Source organism: Marinomonas ostreistagni (assembly GCF_016888445.1).
Lineage (GTDB): Bacteria > Pseudomonadota > Gammaproteobacteria > Pseudomonadales > Marinomonadaceae > Marinomonas > Marinomonas ostreistagni.
In genome coordinates this window covers 28,141-51,596 of the sequence record NZ_JAFEKF010000003.1, presented here as the reverse complement: position 1 = coordinate 51,596, position 23,456 = coordinate 28,141, and the positions used below count along the sequence as shown (strand labels likewise).

Genomic DNA, 23,456 nt, shown 5'->3' with positions numbered 1-23,456 from the left:
CCGAGATCCTTATTCTTGTTCGGGCTCAAAAGCGTTCAGGGTAACACAAAACTCTGCGCCCCCTTCAGGGCGGTTTTTGGCATGAATACTACCATTCATGGACTCCATTATACGCTGACTGATGGACAAACCTAAGCCTAAGCCGACGCCACTGGATTTGGAGGTATAAAACGGCTCGAATAAATGCGCAATCGCCTCATCGGATAGGCCCGCTCCACTGTCACGTACATAAATCTGCACGTCTTGCGCTTGAGCTTGCACGTCTACTTCAATGACTCGCGTGCTGTCTTGGCGTTCAATAATGGCATCTACGGCATTGGCCAGTAAATTCACCAATACTTGCTCTAAAAACACCATATCGGCGAGCACCGCCAGCTGTATGTTCTCTGGCGCTTGCACCGTTATATCGGCTTCTTTTAAGCGCGGCGTCATGATGCGCAAGGCACCGTTTAATGCGGATTGCACATCAATTGGAGTATGCGCGACCGCCCCTTTACGGGCGAACACTTTAAAGCGTGCAATGATGTCTCCCATATGATGACCGAGCTGACTGATCTGCTGCAGATTCCCCTTGGCTTGATCGTATTTTTCACGCTCTAAGAACTTAAGACCATTCTCAGCAAACGCACGAATCGCGGTCAGCGGTTGATTAAGTTCATGATTAAGACCTGCACTTAACTGACCCAGCACGGCCAACTTAGCGGTCTGAATCAGCTCTTGCTGGGTGGCTTTATGCTCTTCGATCTCATGGCGCAAGCGCTGATTGGCTTGCTCAAATTCTTGAGTACGCTCTTTGACACGCAGCTCTAACGCATTACGTGCATCGGTAAGCTCTTGCTCGTACTGTTTGCGCTCGCTCATATCATGGAAGGTAACGAGATGGCTGCGTCGATTCGGTAGACGCAATTCACAAATGGTGGCCTCCACCGGTACTGTTTTCGTTTGCCCGATCACATGCAGCTCACCTTCGACGGTGGTAAGGCGTGTATCGGCAAAATCAACACTGGTATCAAGCGCCTCGTACCAGCGAGTTTGATCTTTTTCAGCCACCTCAAATAAATCCGATAAAGGATGGCCTATCAATTCGGATAAAGAGCTCTCCATGAGTTTTTCTACGGCAGGGTTTAATGCCTCAATACGGTAGTAGCCATCAAGAGTCACCAAGCCCGCTTGGGTGTGCTGGATCACTTCGCGGATGTAAGCTTGGTTATGACGCGCCATTTCAATGGCGTCAGAACGTTCTTTGAGCATGCGCGAGCGCAGCTGCGCCAAGCCAAGCACCAAGATGCTAATAGTAATGCCGCCGGCGAATATCGCGCGCCACAAAGCAATTTGCTCTTCGATCGGCGTCAGAGGCACAAGCACGGCGACTTGAAAATCCAGCAATTGAATCGGGCGACTCATGCTTAAGTAGCGGCGACGCTCAACGATTTCCTGCTGCTCACGCGTCACGTCTTCCAGCATCTCGACGATGTCCGCATCCTCGTCAAAGGCACGTTTTGACACAATCGGTAGCGTCTCAATCGATTGATCAAAATAGCGCTGAGAATCGGCGATGCGGGCCAGTTGCTCATGGGACAACTCACCCATAACACGATATAGCCACTCTGGGCGTGAAGAGCTGAACACGACTCCGTCTGGGTCGAGCATCAAAAACTCATAGGCTTGGTTACTGAAGCGCTGTTCAAACTGGGTAAGGTCGACTTTAACCACCGCTACGCCAATCACTTCGTCTGCTTCATACACAGGGTAAGAGAAGTAATAGCCACGGCGATTTGAGGTGGTGCCCAGAGCGTAATAGCGCCCAGCGTTGCCTTGTATCGCATCTTGAAAGTATGGACGAAAGGCAAAATTACCGCCGACAAATGAGGTGTCTAAGCGGTAATTGGAGGCTGCAATGGTGTCGCCATTTAAGTCGATAATGTAGCTGTCAGACGCCTCGGTAATACGGTTGATCTGCTCCAATTCGCGATTGAGCTGGGCGATATCGGCAGGCCGTCCTTCACGCAAAGCTTGGCGTACGCGATCATTGGATGCCAACAAGGTGGGCATATGCTGGTATTTGGCGATGGCGCTTTCGACGACACTGGCAAGCTGCTCTAGCTGCTCTCGGGTATCCAGCTCCAACTCTTGGATTTGCTGCTCTTTTAACGCGTCACCGCCGCGCCATAAGGTCAACAAGCAAATCACAAACACGGCGCCGTAGAGCCAAGTAATTCTACGCCCAGACGTCGCTGGACGCCCTCTTTGAAACTTTGCATTACGTGCTGCGCTCGCCATCAAAAATCCTCTTTTCTAAACAGCTTAGGTCGCCATTAAACATTTGCCCCAGCAAACGGCATGACATGATTAATATGTTCCTGATCCAGCAATAACATTAGCAGACGATCGACACCTAAGGCGACGCCTGCACACTCAGGTAAGCCTTTTTCTAATGCTTTAATCAAACGTTCATCGGCTTGACGCCATACTTGCTTATGCTGGGCGCGCTCTGCCATCTCTTGTTGCATACGCTGCTGTTGTTCACAGGCGTCGGTTAACTCGTGATAACCATTGGCCAATTCCATGCCGCGCCAATACCATTCAAAGCGCGCCGCTACGGCTTGCCCGTGCTCATCGATCTGTTGTTTGGCCAATGCCGCCTGTGAAGCAGGATAAGAATGAATAAAGCACGGCACTTGCTGACCAATGTTGGGCTCCACTACCGTCGCAAACAACAACTCTAATAAGGTATCTCGGTCGTTTTCTTCTAGCCCAAATTCGGTATGTTGATGGCAGGCTTGCTGCAGTGCTTCAAGGGAAGCCTGAAATGGATTTAAGCCCAAGTGACGCTCAAAGGCTTGGGCATAACTGAGGCGTTCGGAGCAGATCGCTTGCCCCATTAAGCACGACAACAAATCATCCATCTCGCTCATCAATTGCCAATGGTCAAAATCTAAGCGATACCATTCCAACATAGTGAATTCGATGCCATGGCGACGACCGATTTCTTCGGCACGAAAGACTTTACCAAGCTGATAAATGCTTGGCGCCCCTGCAGCCAATAAACGCTTCATGGCATATTCAGGTGAGGTCTGAAGATAATAAGTAACTTCTTGCCCTAGCGTGCGGGTTTGACTGGTCAGCACTTCAATATGCGGGTCGCTGATACTGGCAAGAGACAAACAGGGGGTGTCGACTTCTAGAACGTCACGTGCGTAGAAAAACTCGCGGATCTGACGCAGCAACTGAGCGCGTGCTTTCAGCATTGTTATAGTAGCCGTCGGCTGCCAAGCGTTGGATTGATACATACATTCTCACCGTTTAGACACAAAAAAGCCCCCATACCTCACGGCTGGGGGCTCTTTAATAAAGATAATTACTTACCTGTTGCGCGCGATACGTATTCGCCAGTACGCGTGTCGACACGTAGCACTTCACCAATGTTGATGAACAGTGGTACACGGATCACAGCACCTGTTGAAAGCGTCGCTGGCTTAGAACCGCCGTTGGCTGTATCGCCTTTAAGACCTGGATCGGTTTCAGTGACTTCAAGCTCGATGAAATTAGGTGGCTGAACAGCAAACGGCGCACCGTTGTATAGTGTCACCACGTAAGTTTCTTGCTCTTTAAGCCATTTTGCCGCGTCGCCTACCGCATTGGTATCAGCACCGTGCTGCTCAAATGAGCCATCCGTTGCCATAAAGTGGTAGAATTCGCCGTCAGTGTATAGATACTCCATATCGGTATCCATTACGTCTGCTGTTTCTAGCGAATCACCAGATTTGAAAGTACGCTCCCAAACACGACCTGATTTTAGGTTACGTAGTTTGATGCGGTTGAACGCTTGGCCTTTACCAGGTTTCACGTGTTCGTTGTCTAGTACAGCACAAGGGTCGCCATCGACCATTACTTTGTTACCGCTGCGCAATTCGCTGGTAGAATAACTCGCCATAAATCCTCACAATGTCATGATTTAGATACAAGGCTCTGGTCGAACACCGCGATGTTCTGGGAGTCGATCGCTTGTGAATGTTGCGAGACTCATCAGAGCCGTTGGCCAATCGGCCAATGATGGCCGACATCATAACCCAATTTAACTAGATTTTGCAGATATTTGACGTGATCCCTATTCAAAATGCCATTGAGACCCATTGGTCTACTGAGCTGGCGCAAGCGCTAAAAACGCCCGCAGAACTTTTACCGCTACTCGGCCTTGATGCGCAAGACCTACCCAAAGCCGCCCAAGCCATGGACTCATTTCGCATGCTGGTGCCCAAACCTTTTGTCGAGCGCATGGGTTATGGCGATCCGCAGGATCCATTATTAAAACAAGTGCTGGCCGATGACATCGAAATGCAGCCCGTATCAGGCTACGTTAAAGATCCATTAGACGAAGGCAATCACAACCCACAAAAGGCCATCGTGCACAAATACGAGCGCCGCGTTTTAATTATCACCACAGGCATCTGCGCGGTGAATTGTCGTTACTGTTTTAGACGCCACTTTCCTTATGGCGATAACCAGCTGGCGCAAAAAGAATGGGACAGTGTGATTAGCTACTTAGAACAGCACCCAGAAGTCAACGAAGTCATTTTAAGTGGCGGCGACCCCTTGATGCTTAAAGACAGCCAGCTGGCCAAACAAGTGGCTCGTCTAGAGGCGTTACCTCAGTTAAAGCGCTTACGTATCCACTCACGCTTACCCATCGTTATTCCGAGTCGCATTAATGACGAATTCATCAGTTGGATCCAGCAAACACGCCTAGATGTGATTTTGGTGCTGCACAGTAATCACGCCAATGAAATTGATCAGACTATTGCCCACAAAGTCGCTCTGCTTAAACAGGCTGGCGTCACGGTGCTTAATCAAGGGGTAATTCTAAAAGGCGTGAACGACTCCGTCAGTGCACAGGTGGATTTAAGTGAAGCCCTGTTTGCCGCAGGCATTTTGCCTTACTACATGTTTACTCTGGACCCGATCGAAGGCGGTGCGCATTTTGATGTCAGTCTGACCGAGGCACAGCAACTGATGGGGCAAGTCGCGCATAAATTACCAGGCTATTTAATGCCTAAGCTTGCTAAAGAAATACCAGGGCAACCAGCCAAAACCGTGTTAGCCCCGCAACTATAGAGTGACGCATTCAGCAGACACAAAAAAGCCGCACTGGATGCGGCTTTTTAACATCAAACTCAAATTAGACTTTGATATTGATGTTTTGACCTACATTGCCCACAGGAGCGGCACTGCTGGTCTGGATCTGTTGCGACGACGAGGCGGCACTCTCAAGCAATTGCAAAGACTGACGCCCTTGCTCTTCTTGCTGAGTTTTGGCCATCGCGACGCCCATCATTTCCATGGCGTAAGACGTACTTACATTGGCTACACTACTCATAGATAACCCTCTTTGTTGGTATCCCTACCATAGAACATTGACTCAGAAAGCAACAGCGTTCTGAACAGTCCCTTACAATTCTGTCTCGGCGGCGTTACTGAAACCTTTAATAAGATTACAAAACGCAACCGCCGAAAAAGTTGATATTCTCAACTTTCAACAAAAGTTCGTTTCATTTTGCGCAACACTCTATTCACAAAAACACTGCGCAAATTGTGTGCATCAGGATATGAAAGACAAATAAGAAACATTATCATTATTTTGTAAGCTCAAATTCAACTTAAGGAGATCCCATGTCATTCACTCGCCGCCTTATGCTTTTTACAGCGACCTCGGCCATGGCTTTGACCACCAACCTAGCGTTGGCAGATGTGACTGTCGACACAAAATACGGTGATGTTACGGTTAAAGACGATGTGGAGCGCATTGTTACCCTTCATGAAGGCGCACTGGATGTAATGTCTGCGATTGACGTAAAAGTAGCAGGCTCTGTGGCAACTCGCGGTAGCGAAACCGTATCGGATTACCTAGCCGATAAACAAGAAGGCATCCGCATCGTTGGCTCAGCACGAGAAACCAACCTTGAGGCGGTTATCAAGGAGCGCCCTGATGTAATTTTAGCCGGTTACGCCCTATCAGAAGAGCAATACAAAGTACTGTCAAAAATCGCTCCTACCGTGGTGTCTAAATGGAACTTTGACGAGCCTAATGCATGGCGCAAAGAAGCCCGCCTATACGGTGAAGCTATTGGCGAAAGTGAAGCGGTCGACGCTGCATTAAGTGCCGTTGATGAGCGTGCTGCTGAAATTAAAACGAATCTTGTCAGCAAGCTACCAAGCGACCAACGCAATGCCTTCATTGCTCGCTGGATGCCACAAGGTCCAATGATCATGGCCAAAGATCTTTTTGCTGGTAGCGTCGTGGCCCAAGCAGGATTTGATACCCAAGACGGTGATTTGATTCAGGAAGGCCGCCCACACTCAAGCACTCTAAGTCTTGAGAACATTGGTGTTATTGATGAAGACTGGCTGTTCCTAGCTACACTAAATGCTGACGGTGAAGAAGCACTAAACAGTGCTAAGCAATCCGATGCATTTGCGCGCTTGAATGTAGTACAACAAAACCATGTCGCAACCGTAGATGGTCAAGTCTGGAGCAGTACTTCAGGCCCATTGGCCGCGCAGGTTATTTTGGATGATATTGAAAGGTTAGTGGAAGCTAATAACTAATGTTCAATCCGGTTCAGTTTTGGCAAAGGGCGCCCTCGCAGCGCCCTTTAGTCGTTTGTTTTGGGCTGCTTTTCATTGTGTTAAGCGGCGTTTTTGTTTTATCGCTACTGTACGGTGCTGGAAGCGTCACCCCCTCTCAAGCATGGCAAGTATTGCTTGGCCATGGGACAGATAATGCCTACTTTGTGGTGGCCGAATTACGCTTTCCCCGCACACTGGTAGGACTCACCGTCGGCATCGCATTAGGTCTTGCAGGGGCTTTAATGCAAGCAATGGCACGCAACCCTTTAGCCGAGCCTGGCCTTTTGGGCGTCAGTGCTGGCTCTTCGTTTGCTGTAGCGGTCGCTTTGTTGCTTGGTGCTAGTGCGGCCACATTGGCCATGGGCGTAGCGCAAATCGGCGCATTAATGGGTTGTGTATTTGTGATGGCGGCAGCGCGCCTTCAGGGACAGTTTAAAGACCCAGTCCGCTTAGTGCTGGCAGGTGCCGCCTTAACCTCTTTATTGACAGCCCTGACCTCTATTTTATTAATGTACGATCAACGTGCCGCCGATGAAATTCGTTTTTGGGTGACAGGTAGTGTGGCTGGACGCTCACTCGACAATCTGCTGTCCGTCACTCCCTTCTTCCTATTAGCTGGCGCCCTAACCCTTTACATCGCTAAACCTTTGGCGTCGATGGCATTAGGGGAAAAAGTCGCTCTAGGCTTAGGCCATAACCCGAAAACGGTACGCTACATCGTGATGCTGATCGTGGCGTTATTAGCAGGTTCTGCCACGGCGATCGCAGGCCCCATCATGTTTGTTGGCTTAGTGGTGCCATTTGCCGCCCGCGCCATTGTCGGCCCTGACATTCGCCGCACTTTATGGATGTGTTTACCTATTGGCCCCTTGATGATTATCAGTGCGGATATTCTGACTCGACTTATAGCTCAGCCAGCTGAAATGCCATTAGGGGTACTGACAGCGATTGTCGGCGCACCTGTACTCATGATGATTGTGCGCGCTAAGCGCTTACCTACTTTGTCTTAGGATACGTAATGTCTGTTTCAACCTCTTCTGTTACGCCAGGTTCGTCTGCTGCCCCGAGTGGGCAATGGCTCTTGGCATGGGGAGACAAAACCCTATTACTCGATCAAGCTGCGTGTAAGCGCAATCTGCTGTTAGTCCTTGCATTGGTGCTTATCAGCATTGTCTGCTTGGGTATTGGCACACTACCTGTCGCGCCAACTGATGTCATATTAGCGCTGGCGGGACAAGGCGACACCATGACGCAATTTGTGGTCAATGATTTACGCCTTAATCGTTTGCTAGCCGGCATTTACACGGGCGCAGCCTTTAGTATCGCCGGTTGTTTAATGCAAACCGTCGCTCGCAACCGCTTAGCAACGCCTGGGATTATTGGTATTGATAATGCTGCCATGGCGTTTGCCGTCGCCTCAGTCGTCGGCGTAGGCATTAGTTTTGCGCCCTCTGCGATGGCATTGACTGGCGCCGCGACGGCTACCGCATTGGCGTTTATCATCGGTGGTGGCAGTGGTACACGTGGCTATCGCTTCATTGTCGCAGGCTTGGCGATTGGTTCGGTATCGGCCGCTATCTCACAACTGCTGCTAGCCCAAGTACACATTGATACGGCTAATGAGGCCTATCCTTGGACCGTCGGTAGTTTATCTGGTCGCCCCGAAGAGCAAATCCCAGTGATGGGCTGGATTACCTTGGTCGGTATCATCATTAGCGTGATTCTTTGTCGCCGCTTTCAACTGATGGCATTTTCGGATTCTGTGATTACCGCCCTAGGTCGAACACCTAACCGCCTGCGCTTTACTGCAGTCATTGTAGCGGTCATTCTCACCGGTTTTGCGGTTGCCCTTGCAGGCCCAGTAGGTCTGGTCGCTTTGGTCGGCCCAGAAATGGCTCGCACCTTTGCTCGCCATCGTGGTTTACCTCTGTTATCAAGCGCCCTATGCGGCGCCATTGTGATGATCTTGGCGGACTTAGTTGGCCGCACTTTATTAAGCCCTATCGAGCTCCCCGTGGGCGTTGTCACGGCGGTCGTTGGCGGCCCTTACCTTCTTTGGATTTTGATTCGCAAACCTAAGCGGAGCACATTATGAGCCAAACTACTCAAGCGCCTCTTGGCACAGACATGCTGACGCTCAAGCATGCTGAACACACTATTATTGAAGATCTCTCTGTGTCTTTCCCAGCGGGCAAAGTCACCGCCATCGTTGGTCCAAATGGCTGTGGTAAGTCAACTTTACTCAATGGCTTGTCACGCGTGCATTTGCCAAGTACTGGCCGTATCGTGTTAGACGGGCAAGATATTCATCGCCTGCCGTCGCGAGAAGTCGCAAAAAAGCTAGCCCTGTTGCCGCAAGAAACCTCGGCACCAGATGGCATTACGGTTAAAGAATTGATTCGCTTTGGCCGCCACCCACATCAAAGCTTTTTGAAGCAATGGGGTATGGACGATCGCACCGCGATTCAATACGCCTTACAGGCGGCAAATTTAGAAGACTTGGGTGAGCGCCTATTGGATACGCTCTCAGGCGGACAACGACAGCGCGCTTGGATTGCCATGTCGATCGCACAAGAAACGCCGCTATTGCTACTAGACGAACCAACCTCAGCGCTGGATTTGGGCCATCAGATTGAAGTATTTGATTTAATTCGTGAGCTGGCTGCTCAGGGGAAAACCATTGTTATGGTGGTACACGATTTGGCCATGGCGGCACGCTATTCGGATCATCTAATCGCCATGAAATCAGGCAAAATTGTCGCCCAAGGTTCACCTAAAGAAGTCATTCAACCGAGTATCCTTGATAGCCTTTATGGCGTGCAATGTGATCTGATGGAAGACCCCTCAACGGGCGCGCCAATCCTACTCAATGTCCGCCGTAGCCGCCCTGAGCCAAGTGAGACTCAAGCCACCACGGCACCCAAACGCCAGGCTCAACGGGATGCTGTAAGCGCCTAATAGCAGCCTACAATCAAGCGTATTTAGTTAGCCTAAATACGCTTTTTTTAGCTGTTGCAACAACACCTGGCAACGTCTAGGCAAGTGTCCGTAAGAGTACAAAAGATACAGGGGAATGCTTGGCGCTTGCCATTGAGGTAACACTTTCACCAGATCACCTGGGTGATGCTTATCACGGGCGCTAACCATTTCATCAGGGATCACACCGATGCCACGGCCATTGACCACACCATCAATCTGAAAACTTAACAAATCGGTGGTCAAGCGTGAGCGCGGCATGGCCACTTCGCGATAGCCGCTTTCTTCATTGTAAAGCGACAGAGTCGGATCGTTGGAGTAAAAATTATGTAGATTGACACAGTCATGCTGTTCTAACTCTTCGATGCTCTGAGGGGCGCCAAAACGCTCAATATAATGCTTACTGGCGTATAGGCTACAACTCATGTTGCCTATCAGCTCAGACTTAAACGTCGTATCCTGTAACGGCCCCATCCAGATAGCTACATCGGTGGTATCTTTAAGTTCTTCAACTTTGGAAATCGTGTACACATCGACATTGATGTCTGGATACTGCTCTAAGTAACGAAATAACTCGCGATTAACCCAAGAGCGACTTAATCCTGAAAAAATAGCAAACGATAACTTACCCGATACGGTTTCCTTTAGCTCATCCACCGTTCGATGGGCACGGTTTACCGTTTCAAGAATACTTTGTGCAAACGGTAAAAACGCTCGACCTGCATCATTAGCAAACATACGATTCGCCTGACGGCGCATCAAAGGCTGTCGCATCACACTCTCAAGATGCGATACACGGCGACTCAGTGTCGACTTGGACACCCCTAACTCCTTGGCACTGGCGCTTAAATTGCCAGTTTCCACCACAGACACAAAACTCTTTAAATCATTTAAATCGTACACGAACACACTCTCCTAACGGCCCACCGTTGTAATATACGCAACACGCCATCGCGAGACAATCTTACAAAATTCATACAGAATACAAATGATAAATATTACCATTTCATTTTACGTTTTTTGTACATATTTGAAGGATTAAGCTCTATGCGTAAGTTCTCTTTTTCTGTGGTGGCTGCCAGCATCGCCCTCGCTCACACCGCTCATGCCGATACAGTCAATCTTGACGAGCTTGTCGTCAGTGCCTCGGGTTACGAACAAAGTACTCAAGATGCCGCAGCATCTATTACCGTGCTGCAAGCAGATGAGATCCAGAAAAAGAACTACCGTGATGTGACGGATGCACTTTCATCTGTACCGGGTGTATTTGTCTCTGGTGGTGGCTCTTCTTCTGATATCACCATGCGTGGTTTGGGTGGCTCTTACACATTAATTTTGGTCGATGGCAAGCGCCAAGGCAGCCGTGAATCACGCCCTAACTCTGATGGTCCTGGTATTGAGCAGGGCTGGTTACCACCAATTACCGCCATTGAGCGCATCGAAGTGATCCGTGGCCCGATGTCTTCTTTGTACGGCTCAGATGCCATGGGCGGCGTGATCAATGTCATCACCAAAAAAGTACAAGATGAGTGGCATGGTGAAGTGGGCATGGGCACTGTTATCCAAGAAGACAATGACTCTGGCAACAGCATCCAAACTGATTTTTACGCGGCAGGCCCATTGGTACAAGATAAGCTAGGCTTAGAGGTCTTTGGTCAAATCTCAGAGCGAGATGAAGATAGAATCGTTGGCGGTTACAACGAGCAATCTATGCAAAACCTAACAGGTAAGTTGACTTGGCAACTGAATGAAGACCAAACGCTAAAATTTGAAGCGGGTACCGAAACACAAGAACGCACCAGCTCACCGGGCTTCACGCAAGAATTACTTGATAGTGACGACAACCCAAATACCGTCAGCGACAATGATTATACCCGCGAGCACTTCTCTATTACCCACGAGCTTGATACCGCTAACGCACAGCATGAAACCTACGTAACCTACGAAGATAACGAGAATAAATCTCGCGAAATGGTCTACGAATCAACTGTCTTAAATCATCAAAGCCACCTATTCTTTGATCGTCATACACTAACGGTGGGCGGTCAGTTTGAACAACAAGAGCTTAACGATGATAGCTCAAATGATGCTCCTAATGGCGTTACCAATATCGATCGTTGGCAAGGTGCATTATTCGCTGAGGACGAATTCTATCTAACCGATAGCTTCACTTTGACTGGTGGCCTACGCTACAACGAAGATGAAAACTATGGTAGCGAATTCACTCCGAGAATCTACGGTGTTTGGCAGACGACTGATAACCTTACAGTAAAAGGTGGCGTCAGCGCTGGTTATAAAACACCGACTCTACGCCAGTCAAATGACAACTGGGTACAGGTCTCACGTGGCGGCTCCATTGTCGGCAACTCAAATCTTGAAGCAGAAAAAAGTACTTCAACCGAGATTGGTGTGGCTTGGAACAACTATCAAGGTACAAAAGCTGAGTTAACCGCGTTCTACACTGAATTCGAAGACAAAATCACAACTCAAGATCTATGTGATTCAACCTGTGTTTACAACGGCTATCAAAATGACAATGCGAACGGTCTTCGCCTACGCGTCAATGTGGACGAAGTGGTGACCAAGGGGGTTGAGGCTACTGTGAGCCACGAATTAACACCAGCTCTAACATGGGATATGGGGTACACCTTTACTGATTCAGAGCAGAAATCTGGTCAATACAAAGGTGAACCGTTAAACCGTATTCCTAAGCACCGTATCCATACCAACTTATCTTGGGATGCTACTGATAAGCTAAACCTTTGGGGTGAGGCAAACTACATCGGTACATCGACTACTGGCACAGGCAATCGTGGCCAAATGGATAAGATCCCAAATTACACGTTAGTCGACACAGGACTAAGCTACCAAGCAAGTGAAAATGTCACTCTATATGCAGGGATCTACAACCTATTTGATGACACAGTTGATCAAGATACCTACGACAAGGTACTTGATGGTCGTCATTACCAAGCGAAAGTCAACGTCTCTTTCTAAACCACTTAAATGGCTTGCTTATTCGCGTTCGCAAGCCTCATTGGTTTGTCCATATCCCACCTAGCCTTGGCTAGGTGGGATTTTTTTTAGCAAGGTTTGGCGACAAAAGCGTCCCAATACTGCGCAATCAGAGCTTGGTTCGCTTCAAGCGTTTCTACGGGCACCACACGCCCTTGCTTTTGTAAGGTCTGACGATGAGCGGTGGCGCGATAGAAGGTGTACGCTTCTTTCATTTGCAACATTTGCCCAGACTCGATCAATCCACTGTCACTCGCCGCCTCAAGTTGGCGAATATTGTCTGAATAAGTCATCAACGCTGGATACTGACAGGACCACGCCAATACTAAGTATTGCACCATAAACTCGATATCAATGATCCCGCCAGCGCCCTGCTTTAGGTCGAAGCCTTTGCCCTCACCACCAGTGTCCAAGTGAGCACGCATTTTTTCGCGCATCTTAATCACGTCTTGTTTTAACGCTTGGCAGTCGCGCTCACGGCTTAATATCTTGGCACGAATGCGCTCAAACTCTGACACGACGGCTGGATCGCCCGCCAACGCCCGCGCACGGCATAGGGCCTGATGCTCCCACACCCACGCTTCTTTTTCTTGATACTCTTGAAACGCCTCAAGACTCGCGACCAAAAGCCCAGAGTTCCCCGAAGGACGTAACCGCATGTCGACTTCGTACAGACGTCCAGCCGAAGTAAAACTGGTCAGCATATGAATGATGCGCTGCCCCAAGCGTGTATAAAACACCAAGTTATCAACACTGCGCTCACCATTGGTGTAGCCTTTGCCTTCGGCATTATGGATAAACACCAAATCCAAATCTGAGTCGTAGCCCAGCTCGATACCGCCGGATTTACCATAGCCGACAATAGCCATTTCGGGGGCCATCACAGGCTCACCTGCCCGGGTCGGATAACCATGACGCTGGCTCAGGTAATGCCATGACTGCAGCAACACCTTTTCTAGCAGCACTTCTGCAAGCCAAGTTAAGTGATCACTTACTTTCATCAGCGGCAAGACACCTGTGATATCACAAGCAGCGATACGCAAAATAATCGAACGACGGAAGCGGCGCATGGCGTCCATATGGGCTTCTTCGTCTTCTTCTGGCAAGCGCAATAAAATCTGCTCAAGCTCTTGGCCCATTTGTGCCTTGGAAGGAGGCGAAAACAGTGTATTAGCGTCTAACAGCTCATCGAGCAATGCAGGTGAGTTAGAGATGGCTTCAGAGAACCAAACACTCTCACGACATAGGCGAATCAAGTGACCTATGGCGCTTTGGTTTTCTGACAGCAACACTAGGTAAGCCGTACGTCGCGTGACGGCTTCCATGATGGGGATGATGCGCTCTAACACGCGATCAGGTTGCTCTTCTTCCTCTAAGCAATAAATCAGAGCGGCTAAGAAAACTGCCAATCGTTCTTGCCCAATGGGCTGCATAAAGGCGACGGAACGCGAAGTTAAAAACTGCTGTAGACGTTTGGCGATCGCATCCGCCTCCTGCCAAGCCACTTTTTGCAGCGCTTCTTGGATCGAATCAAGATCGTCTGGCTGTTTCAAAATAACCCGCCAAACCTCTTCTTGTTCAGCATCTGTGGCGCTGTCTTCGCCATCATCAATCAAGGCTTTAAAATACTCATGCACCTTATGACGGTGCTGCCAAAGACGCGTATCCAATGCCTGCCAATCTGACTCACCCACTTGATAAGCAAGACGCGTTTGCGCCAACGCGTCATCGGGCAATAGCTGGGTTTGTTCATCGGCATATCCTTGTAGCGCATGCTCCACTCGTCTTAAATAACGGTAAGCGTCAAGTAAGTCCTGTACTTCTTCATCGGGCAAATAACCATCTTGGCCAAGCACTGGCAATACTTTAAACAAAGCCGGGGTTTGCAAGCCTTGATCTCGACCACCATGTAAGATTTGCAGGGCCTGAACAATAAACTCAACTTCACGAATGCCGCCTTCGCCCAGCTTAATATTGTGTTCAATGCCCTTGCGGCGCACTTCTTTAGCAATCATGGCTTTAAGGTCACGTAATGCGCCAATGGCACCAAAATCGAGATATTTACGATATACAAACGGGCGTCTTAAGGCCTCAAACTCTTTGATATCAAGCGCATCACCGGCCATGACGCGCGCTTTGATCATGGCATAGCGTTCCCAATCACGACCTTGGTCTTGGTAGTAGTTTTCCAGTGAGTCCATGTTCATGACCAAAGCACCGGATTGGCCAAATGGACGTAGACGCATGTCGACACGAAACACAAAGCCTTCCGCGTTGACTTGATCTAAATGCTGAATCAGTTTTTGACCAATTTTGGTGAAGTACTCTTGATGAGACAGGGACTTTTTGCCGCCTTGGGTCTCGCCGTGCTCGCGAAAAGCAAACACTAAATCAATGTCCGAGGATAGGTTCAGCTCAAAACCGCCGAGTTTGCCCATGCCGATCACTATCAACTTTTGTGCCTGCCCTGCTCGATCCAGTGGTAGGCCATATAACGCTTGATAGTGACGCATGCTCCATTGCTGACTGGCATTAACTGCGACATCGGCAAGCTTACTCAAATGCGCTGTGAGCGTTTCCAGACTCACGCTTTGTTCAAGATCACTACAGATCAAGCGCACCATCCACCAATGTCGATAGCGCCGTAGCTGGCGCATCAATGTGGGCTCGTCCCAGTCCGGTAAATCGACTGCGGTTGCGGGTCTGCCCCAGGCGTCTTCGCCGGCATAAAGCTGCGCTAAACTGGGTGCCTCAAGCGACTCAGCCGAAACCTGTAGCTCATTGATCCAGTTAGGAAAACGGCACAGCTGTTTGTGTACATATTCACTCAATAACCACATGCGCTCGGCGCTTAATAGGGTCTCTTGAGTGACTTCTAGATTGGCTTGGCGCTCAATAGCATCGAAAATGTGTTGGCGTTTAATTTCAAGCTGCTCATCAGTGTACAGCGCTTGCACTGACGCGAGTGGGGTCGACATCTAAACTATATCCTTATTCATCACCGCGAGACGCGAGTTAATTAAGCTGCTGATTTAACCACTCACCGACGGCTAACATAGCCAAACCGGTTTGTGGTGAACTGGCCAATCGCGCCAGCAGGTCATCGTCACTGTCTTGGTGTAATTGCTCATCATAAAACTGCTCAAGACTCTGAAGCTCAGACGCAAGCTCGGCTGCCACACATTGGCGCAGCTGTTTAACCGCGCTGCGAACCGGTTGCAGCAAAGCTTCATCATGCAAATAAAACATCGCTTCCCAGTACACCAACCAGGTTTCATACCAGTATTCGGCAAAACGCGTCAGCTCTGCATGAGCCTTAGGTTTGTCAGGGAATTCAATTTTACGGTGCTGTAAGCGCGAGCCTTTTTGCGCCTTAGACACGGTGCTCACTTGCATCGGCACCTGTTCAGCCATCAGTGTGGCAAATGCGTACAATGCGCCCTCAGGGCCTTGTTTAAGCTCAAGCTCCACCTCACAGATCCCATCACGACCATATTGCGAGGACACTTCTCCTTGATCGGCCACCACTTCGATACAAGCCCCCTGATAATGAATCAGCCAGACGTCGCGTTTAAAATCGGTGCGAAAGACTTCAATAAGGTCGCGCGACCACGCCATATCCACTAATAACTCGGGTAACGGTACCTCTTTGAGCAAGCTCAGATCGAGCGCATCGGAGGGCAACGACCACTCCCACTCATCGCGAGCGTGCATACCAACACGACTGCTACCACGGGTTTTCACCGTTTGGATATACTCTCGATTTACCGCACGAATACGCAATGCGATACCATTGCGCATCAGCTTGGCCTCAGCGGTATCGTAGTAACCATTCATTAAATCCAGTGTGGCTTGGTGGGCATCTTTTGGCTCTGCGCTGGCGGCACAATAGTCATTAAGATAGCGGCCAACAGATGCTAGATGCTCAGGTTGAACCATTAATTTTAGTTCAAGCTCGGTTGCCATATTTTAAAACCTCTATACTTCCGGTATAACCGAAGACAACTACTATAAAGTCACAAGTCTACCAGAAGCGCTTTTATATCCTAAAACATTCACGCACCCGCTATAGGAGTGTTCCATGTCCTCACTTCCCTCGCTGATCAGCATGATGACCCAATTGATCGCCACACCTTCTATCAGTTGTAGCCAAGCCAGTTGGGATCAGTCAAATAAAGGTGTCATTTTGTTGCTGCAAGATTGGCTGACAAGCTTAGGCTTCGCCTGCGAAATGATGCCAATCGCTGGCCACCAAGAAAAATACAACCTCATCGCTACCATAGGTCAAGGTGCAGGTGGGCTGGTTTTGTCGGGGCATACCGACACCGTGCCTTATGACCAAGATCGCTGGCACAGTGACCCTTTTAAACTCAATGAGCGTGACAACAAGCTGTACGGTCTAGGCACCTGTGATATGAAAGGCTTCTTCGCTATCGTCATAGATACCCTAAAAGACATGAACCTTAACAAGCTGCAGCAGCCGCTGATTATCTTAGCCACCGCCGATGAAGAAAGCTCAATGAATGGTGCTCGCGCGTTGGTCGAAAGCGGCCGCCCTAAAGCGCGCTATGCCTTAATCGGAGAGCCTACCTCCTTGACGCCAATCCATGCGCATAAAGGCATCATGATGGAAAAGATTCGCGTCACTGGCCAAGCAGGTCATTCATCCAATCCAAATCTTGGTAACAATGCTTTGGACGCTATGCACAGCGTTATGTCTGAGTTGATGCGCTACCGCCAAGGTTTAAAAGATCGCTATCGTGATAGCCACTTTGTGATTGATTACCCCACCATGAACTTTGGCTGCATCCATGGCGGTGATAACCCCAACCGCATTTGTGGCCGCTGTGAGCTGGAGTTTGATTTGCGTGCGCTACCTGGGATGGACAACCAAACCCTCTATCACGAGATTGCGGCTATTTTGCCGGAGATAGAGCGCGCTACCGACACTCAAATTCAACTTGAGCACTTATTTCCTGATGTACCATCGTTCTCAACCGAAAAAGAGTCCGATATCATTAAGGCTTGTGAGCGCTTGACAAAAAAAGCGGCCACTACGGTTGCCTTTGCCACCGAAGGCCCATTTTTAAACCAACTTGGCATGGAAACCTTGGTCCTAGGTCCCGGCTCCATTGATCAAGCCCACCAACCCAATGAGTACATGGCACTGGATCAAATTAAGCCGATGCAGACCGTCATTCAAGGGCTGGTAGAACGCTATTGTTTAACCCACGACAACCCATGAGGCATCGCGTGTCTGACGAACTCAATTACGTAGACTGGTTTCGCCACTCTTCTCCTTATATCAATGCCCATCGTGGTAAAACGCTGGTGATTTTGATCCCTGGGGAAGCATTTGAAAGTGCCAATTTTTCTAACATCATTCACGACCTTGCCCTGCTCGATTCACTGGGCATTCGTTTAGTATTGGTGCAAGGTGCGCGCCCGCAAATTGATCGAGTGCTACAAGAACGACAATTGCTATCGCGTATCGAAGATGGCTTTCGCGTCACCCCTTATGACCAGCTCAACGATATTATCCAAGCCTCAGCCGCGGTGCGAGTACAGCTAGAAGCACAATTATCTATGGGGCTTTCTAACACACCGATGGCCAATGCTGGGCTGCGTGTCTGTAGCGGAAATTATGTGGTAGCACGGCCACTCGGGGTCGTCGATGGCATCGATTATGGCCATACAGGCGAAGTGCGCCGCATTGATCGTGACGCTATTTTTCGCTTGCTGGAAGACGACAACATGGTGTTGTTGCCGCACCTTGGTTTTTCACCTACTGGCGAGGTATTCAACCTTAAAGCGGAGGATGTCGCCACCCAAGCGGCGATTCAGCTGAAAGCCGATAAATTGATCATTTTGACCGAAGATGAAGGCATTTTTGATCACAATGATCAGCTGTTCTCAGAGTTACTAGCCCATCAGGCGGATACGATTTTGGCGCAAAACGGCCTAACACCGATTACCCGTGATGCACTAGAAGCTTGCCTAATGGCGGTGCGAGCAGAAGTCCCACGCGCTCACATTATCTCCTTCAATGAAAATGGCGGCCTTTTAAGTGAGCTGTTTACTCGCGATGGCTCAGGCACCATGATCGATGAAGACAGCTATGAGCGCTTACGCTTAGCCACCATCGAAGATGTCGGCGGTATGATGCAATTACTAGCACCACTAGAAGAGAAAGGCATTTTGGTGCGTCGTTCTCGTGAGCTTTTAGAAAACGAAATCGAGCAGTTCATTGTCATTGAGCGTGATGGCGCCATTGTGGCTTGTGCGGCACTGTATCCATTTGAACAAGAGCGCGCTGGCGAGCTGGCTTGTGTCGCAGTATCACCTGAATACCGTGGCTCTAACCGGGGCGAGCGTCTACTGAAAGGCATCGAAGCTGAAGCCCGTCAAAAAGGCTTAGAGAGTCTATTTCTGCTGACCACACGCACCGCTCACTGGTTTATCGAGCGCGGCTTTAAAGAAACCACTCTGGCCTCGTTACCTGCTAAAAAACAAGCGCTGTATAACTACCAACGCAACTCAAAAATCTTCTTAAAACAACTCTAAAAAAAGGCCTGTGTACGCAAGTACACAGGCCTTTTTATATGTTTCTAGTGCTCTGAAATAGCCGTTTATTCTACTACTTTGAACGGAATAAACATCGGGTAGCCCTCGCGCACCACACGCATTGGCACTGAGCGATTACTCGGCAGATCTTTTGTCAGACGCGCGAAGTCTTCTACACCTGTGATCGTCTGGCCATTGAGCATAGTAATCACATCACCCTGCTGTAGGCCGTTACGCGCCGCCGCACCACCTATAACTTGATCGACCATAACGCCGCCTTCAATATCCAAACGCTGCGCCACGCTTTCTGGTACCGACACAACTGACATGCCTAAGCGGTTTTGATTCATTTGTTGCTGCGCGACTTGAGAATCGTCCGGACGCTTAGCCAGCTCGATGGTCACTTCTCGCTCTTCGCCATTGCGGAAAATCGTCGCTTTGGCTTTACTGCCAACGCTTAGATTACCCACCAAATACGGTAACTCAGAAGAATGCTCAATCACTTTGCCATTTAGCTGCATGATAATATCACCCGCTTCTAGTCCTGCAGCTTGCGCTGGAGAATCCGGCATAACACGGCTGACCAATGCACCGTGAGGACGATCCAAATCAAATGACTCAGCCAGATCGTTGTTCACATCTTGAATCAATACCCCCAGCCAAGCGCGGGACACAGTACCGTCTGCTTTTAGCTGCTCCACTACGGACATAGCCACATTCGATGGGATCGCAAAGGACACGCCCATAAAGCCACCAGAGCGCGTGTAAATCTGCGAGTTAATACCTACGACTTCGCCATCAAGATTAAAGAGCGGACCACCTGAGTTACCTGGGTTAATCGCAACATCTGACTGAATAAATGGCACATAGCCATCGCTTGGCAAGTTACGCCCTACCGCGCTGACAATGCCTGCAGTAACGGTGTAGTCAAAACCAAATGGCGAGCCGATGGCCAATACCCACTGCCCCGCTTTCAAATCATCCGAGTCACCCATATCGACAATCGGTAGATCATCCGCTTCAATTTTAAGCAAGGCTAGATCGGTACGCGAGTCAGTGCCCACCAACTCGGCTTCGTATTCACGTCGGTCATTGAGACGCACATGGATCACATCGGCGCCATCAATGACATGATTATTGGTCAGCACATAACCATCGTGGGAAATGATAAAACCAGAGCCTAGCGAGCTGCGCTGACGCTGGCGAGGTTGCTGCTGGTTAAATGGCTGTTGGCCAAAAAAATGACGGAAAAACTCATTCAGTTCGCGGGCATCTGGGCTCAACTGCTGACCATTAGACGACGCGCTTTGCTCAGTACTAATGTTGACGACAGCCGGCGAGGCCTCTTCTACTAAGTCGGTAAAATCCGGTAAGTTAGCGGCACTTACCAAGGTCGAAAACAGCGCTAAGAAGCTAAGACTGATCCAGCGCACACGTTGTCGCAATACGTTCATTTGTTGGTCTCCTCAGACGTCCAAAGTTATAACTTGCTCGTGTTGTATCAAAGGAAAGAGTTAGGGTTGTTGCACCACTGGGATCGTTTGAACCGCATCGTTCAAGACCTTGATCACCCGTGGATGAAAGTCAGGATTGTTTGCCTCTAAAGACGATTTACGTTTGGCTGCCCAAAGTCCTGCGGCAAAGCCGCCAATCGCTCCGACGACCGAGACAATCGTCTGCTCGGTCACCAAAGACGGTAACGCGGCACCAGCAACTAGGCCTAAAAGTGGCACTGCGTACATCCACATAGAAGCTTGCAATAGAGTGTCTTCTGGAATGCCAATCACCACACTTTGACCCACTTTAAGTGATTCAGGGGCGATGACTTGCATCAGCATACGGTTGCTGTTGGACACTTTGGCAATCGCTCTATGGCCACACGCGTGGCGCGCTCGGCAGCTATTGCAGCTGCTGGTGCGAATTGTTTCGACGTCGGCGATGCCATCATTAATCGCCAATACGGTACCATTTTCTTCAATCATCGTTCTGTTTCGGCATTATGACCGCCATTAAGCGCTGAATAGTGATCGCAGGAACTTCACCCACCATGGTCAGCAGATAGGTTTTGTCATCGACATTGATACTCTGCTCGCCAGCCACGGTGGCTCCCATGTTCATAAAGGTTTGTGGGCGCTTCTGCTGGGTTTGCTCAACAAATACAGACACCGTACTCATGCCATCAGACAAAAGCATCATATTGGTTTGTGGGTTCATTTGGCGCGCTTCTTGCCACACCAAATCAAACCCCGTGGGTAACCAATCAAATTGCCAATTACGTTTTACCGTTTGCGGCTCAACCTCAACAAAGCGCTGTATATAGGCCTCTTTACTGGGGGTGAAGTCATCTTCTTTCAAGTCTGGCGCAAAAGTGACCGAGGTGAACTGGATGCGCTCCAATAACTGATTGTCGTGGTCGAGCACATCATGCTTGAGTAAAAAGCCATTGTCTTTGTCGATCCAAAACACATGCCCATGACGAAACTCATCCTTCGGCACCAGTTTTATTTTCACCGCTTGGCGTGAGGCGATACGCTGGCTGTGATCGGTAATACGAATATCATAGGCACGCTGTAAGCGTTCTTTATCAAGCTTCGCAAAACGCTTAAACGGCTCCCCCGGCACATAGCCGTTGGCGTAATCTTCTTTATCGGGAAACACACAAATAATGCTATCGTCAGCCCGAATCACAGCAATACGCTGTCCGTCTAAATCTTCTAAGCTTTCGTAGTCAACGCCTCCAATCAGACCATGACGGATGCGCATGCTGTTCATCATGCCCGCTTCTTGATGCACAAATACACCATCATAAGATAACTCTTCAAACGACTCGGTCATGCGCGACAGCCAGTCCAGCCCGCTGGGCGTTGCCCAAGCGCTGATACTGAGCAACGTCATCAGTGCACAGATAAGCACCTTCCTCATTGCGCATTACCTTGCGGGTAACCCACGACTTTGGCCATCGGGATCATGCCTTGTCCAACGGTCATTGAAGCTTGCTGGGCGTGTTGGCGTAAATAGTTTTGTAGACGCTCGTTGTCTTCCAAGCGAATCGTATCGGCACTGGAAGCCGTTGCCAAAGGCTCTGCTTGCGCATTTGAATTAGCAACGAAGTTCGGTGTCGCGACGCCGTCGTTACTGTCTAACAACACATTACCACCTAACACCACGGCAAAGGCAACGCTCGCCGCAACCGCTAAACCTGACCAGTAATGTTTACGCACAGGCTTAACCTGTGGCTCAGATGAGGCAGTCTGCTCTGCCATCACAGGCTCGGGTGATACCGAGTTTAGCATCGCATTACGCTTGGGAAAGGCCAGTACATTACTGTCTTCTATGCCCGCATCCAGTTTGTCATGTAAACCATTCAAGAAAGCACCGGAATCAAAAATCCATTGCTCGCTATCTGGCTGCACCGATTGGTGAATTTGGTGATAACTGTCCACCTTTTGCGCCAGCTTTTGCATATCACTGGCCAATAATGCTTCGATGTCTGCTGGTGTGGCTTCATTGTCTAAGAAAGCCGACAAGCTGTCTTGAGCACCTGAATTGTAAGGGTCGCTATATTTTGACATCGACTACTCTCCTCCCCCAAAAATGGGGCGAATACGTTTTTCCACGGCTTCACGGGCGCGGAAAATACGCGATCTTACTGTCCCCACAGGGCAATCCATGACCTGGGCAATATCTTCATAACTTAAGCCGTCAAACTCACGCAGCGTTAGTGCGCCACGCAACTCTTCGGGCAAATCTTTGATCGCTGCTTGGATTTCTGTCTCTAAGCGGTCGCGGTTGAGATTGGCATCTGGGCTGCCACCATCGGCCAGTTCGTTATAAGAAGCATGGACCTCTTCGTTATCCAGCTCGACATCACTGGCAGGCGGCCTTCTTGAACGACTGACTAAATAGTTTTTGGCGGTATTGACGGCAATCCGGTAAAGCCACGTATAAAACGCGCTTTCGCCACGGAAGCTATCAATGGCCCGATAGGCTTTAATAAAACTGTCTTGCGCCACATCCAGCACTTCTTGCTTGTCCTGAATGTAACGAGAAACCAACGCGGCCACTTTGTGCTGGTATTTCAACACCAAAAGATCGAAGGCACGCTTGTCACCCGTTTGGACTCGCTTAACCAACGCCTCATCACTGGACGTTTCGTGCTGCATAGGCACCTCATAATTCGCAAACATATATGTGCCCACCTAATTGTTGATTATATGGACAACGCAGACTAAGGGGAGTTCCGCGTAAATTCATTGGATAGATTGCCACGGTCTGCA

The 23,456-nt window shown here is 49.4% G+C and carries 20 protein-coding genes; 8 read left to right on the top strand and 12 right to left on the bottom strand.

Translation table 11 applies throughout. The features are described 5' to 3' along the window. Positions 1–9 precede the first annotated feature (9 nt). The 3 genes from JQX58_RS10030 to efp form a co-directional block, all read right to left on the bottom strand. A complete protein-coding gene (locus tag JQX58_RS10030; RefSeq protein ID WP_204146728.1) occupies positions 10–2,280 on the bottom strand; it encodes an ATP-binding protein in 2,271 nt (756 codons plus the stop codon). A 35-nt stretch (positions 2,281–2,315) separates the two neighbouring features. Next, entirely contained in the window at positions 2,316–3,290 is a 975-nt protein-coding gene (gene epmA, locus JQX58_RS10025) for an EF-P lysine aminoacylase EpmA (protein ID WP_204146727.1), read from the bottom strand. Between the two features lie 68 nt (positions 3,291–3,358). Further along, entirely contained in the window at positions 3,359–3,934 is a 576-nt protein-coding gene (efp, locus tag JQX58_RS10020; protein ID WP_204146726.1) for an elongation factor P, read from the bottom strand. A 167-nt stretch (positions 3,935–4,101) separates the two neighbouring features. On the opposite strand from efp, the gene epmB reads away from it, so the two are divergent. Then, entirely contained in the window at positions 4,102–5,112 is a 1,011-nt protein-coding gene (gene epmB, locus JQX58_RS10015; RefSeq protein ID WP_204146725.1) for an EF-P beta-lysylation protein EpmB, read from the top strand. Positions 5,113–5,176: 64 nt separating this feature from the next. Here epmB and JQX58_RS10010 read toward each other — a convergent pair whose 3' ends face one another. Further along, positions 5,177–5,374 (bottom strand): hypothetical protein, encoded by a 198-nt coding sequence (locus JQX58_RS10010; protein ID WP_204146724.1) that lies wholly within the window; start codon positions 5,372–5,374, stop codon positions 5,177–5,179. 293 nt (positions 5,375–5,667) lie between these two features. On the opposite strand from JQX58_RS10010, the gene JQX58_RS10005 reads away from it, so the two are divergent. The 4 genes from JQX58_RS10005 to JQX58_RS09990 all read left to right on the top strand — a co-directional run bounded on the left by JQX58_RS10005 (position 5,668) and on the right by JQX58_RS09990 (position 9,582). Then, positions 5,668–6,603, top strand: coding sequence for an ABC transporter substrate-binding protein (locus tag JQX58_RS10005; protein ID WP_204146723.1), 936 nt, complete (start codon positions 5,668–5,670; stop codon positions 6,601–6,603). Between the two features lie 77 nt (positions 6,604–6,680). Next, positions 6,681–7,634: a FecCD family ABC transporter permease gene (locus JQX58_RS10000; protein ID WP_338040730.1), complete on the top strand. Its 954-nt coding sequence runs from the start codon at positions 6,681–6,683 to the stop codon at positions 7,632–7,634. 8 nt (positions 7,635–7,642) lie between these two features. Next, on the top strand, positions 7,643–8,719 hold the full coding sequence (locus JQX58_RS09995; protein WP_204146721.1) for a FecCD family ABC transporter permease: 1,077 nt from the start codon (positions 7,643–7,645) through the stop codon (positions 8,717–8,719). Continuing rightward, positions 8,716–9,582, top strand: coding sequence for an ABC transporter ATP-binding protein (locus JQX58_RS09990; RefSeq protein WP_204146720.1), 867 nt, complete (start codon positions 8,716–8,718; stop codon positions 9,580–9,582). Before JQX58_RS09995 ends, JQX58_RS09990 begins: the two co-directional genes overlap by 4 nt. A gap of 27 nt (positions 9,583–9,609) precedes the next feature. Here the strand turns inward: JQX58_RS09990 and JQX58_RS09985 are convergent, their stop codons facing one another. Beyond that, positions 9,610–10,503 carry a LysR substrate-binding domain-containing protein gene (locus JQX58_RS09985; protein ID WP_204146719.1) on the bottom strand — a complete coding sequence of 298 codons (894 nt, stop codon included), beginning with the start codon at positions 10,501–10,503 and terminating at the stop codon, positions 9,610–9,612. A 144-nt stretch (positions 10,504–10,647) separates the two neighbouring features. Here JQX58_RS09985 and JQX58_RS09980 point away from each other — a divergent pair, with 144 nt between their 5' ends. Beyond that, complete coding sequence (locus JQX58_RS09980; RefSeq protein ID WP_204146718.1) at positions 10,648–12,597, top strand: TonB-dependent receptor domain-containing protein; 1,950 nt, start codon at positions 10,648–10,650, stop codon at positions 12,595–12,597. Positions 12,598–12,683: 86 nt separating this feature from the next. On the opposite strand, the gene glnE is transcribed toward JQX58_RS09980, so the two are convergent. Then, complete coding sequence (gene glnE, locus JQX58_RS09975; protein WP_204146717.1) at positions 12,684–15,593, bottom strand: bifunctional [glutamate--ammonia ligase]-adenylyl-L-tyrosine phosphorylase/[glutamate--ammonia-ligase] adenylyltransferase; 2,910 nt, start codon at positions 15,591–15,593, stop codon at positions 12,684–12,686. 37 nt (positions 15,594–15,630) lie between these two features. Continuing rightward, positions 15,631–16,581, bottom strand: a complete 951-nt coding sequence (locus JQX58_RS09970) for a CYTH domain-containing protein (protein WP_204146716.1) — start codon at positions 16,579–16,581, stop codon at positions 15,631–15,633. Positions 16,582–16,696: 115 nt separating this feature from the next. Here JQX58_RS09970 and argE point away from each other — a divergent pair, with 115 nt between their 5' ends. Beyond that, positions 16,697–17,860, top strand: coding sequence for an acetylornithine deacetylase (gene argE, locus JQX58_RS09965; protein ID WP_204146715.1), 1,164 nt, complete (start codon positions 16,697–16,699; stop codon positions 17,858–17,860). A gap of 8 nt (positions 17,861–17,868) precedes the next feature. Beyond that, on the top strand, positions 17,869–19,179 hold the full coding sequence (gene argA / locus JQX58_RS09960; RefSeq protein WP_420827041.1) for an amino-acid N-acetyltransferase: 1,311 nt from the start codon (positions 17,869–17,871) through the stop codon (positions 19,177–19,179). Positions 19,180–19,244: 65 nt separating this feature from the next. Here the strand turns inward: argA and JQX58_RS09955 are convergent, their stop codons facing one another. Genes JQX58_RS09955 through rpoE form a run of 5 tightly spaced genes read right to left on the bottom strand, consistent with a single transcriptional unit; the run spans position 19,245 to position 23,342 of the window. Continuing rightward, a complete protein-coding gene (locus JQX58_RS09955; protein ID WP_204146713.1) occupies positions 19,245–20,633 on the bottom strand; it encodes a DegQ family serine endoprotease in 1,389 nt (462 codons plus the stop codon). A gap of 60 nt (positions 20,634–20,693) precedes the next feature. Further along, positions 20,694–21,161, bottom strand: coding sequence for a SoxR reducing system RseC family protein (locus JQX58_RS09950; RefSeq protein WP_204146712.1), 468 nt, complete (start codon positions 21,159–21,161; stop codon positions 20,694–20,696). Then, a complete protein-coding gene (locus JQX58_RS09945) occupies positions 21,154–22,101 on the bottom strand; it encodes a MucB/RseB C-terminal domain-containing protein (RefSeq protein ID WP_204146711.1) in 948 nt (315 codons plus the stop codon). Before JQX58_RS09945 ends, JQX58_RS09950 begins: the two co-directional genes overlap by 8 nt. Continuing rightward, a complete protein-coding gene (locus JQX58_RS09940) occupies positions 22,098–22,751 on the bottom strand; it encodes a hypothetical protein (protein WP_204146710.1) in 654 nt (217 codons plus the stop codon). The genes JQX58_RS09945 and JQX58_RS09940 overlap by 4 nt, the downstream gene beginning before the upstream one ends. A 3-nt stretch (positions 22,752–22,754) precedes the next feature. Then, positions 22,755–23,342, bottom strand: a complete 588-nt coding sequence (rpoE, locus tag JQX58_RS09935; protein ID WP_239090293.1) for an RNA polymerase sigma factor RpoE — start codon at positions 23,340–23,342, stop codon at positions 22,755–22,757. Positions 23,343–23,456 lie beyond the last annotated feature (114 nt).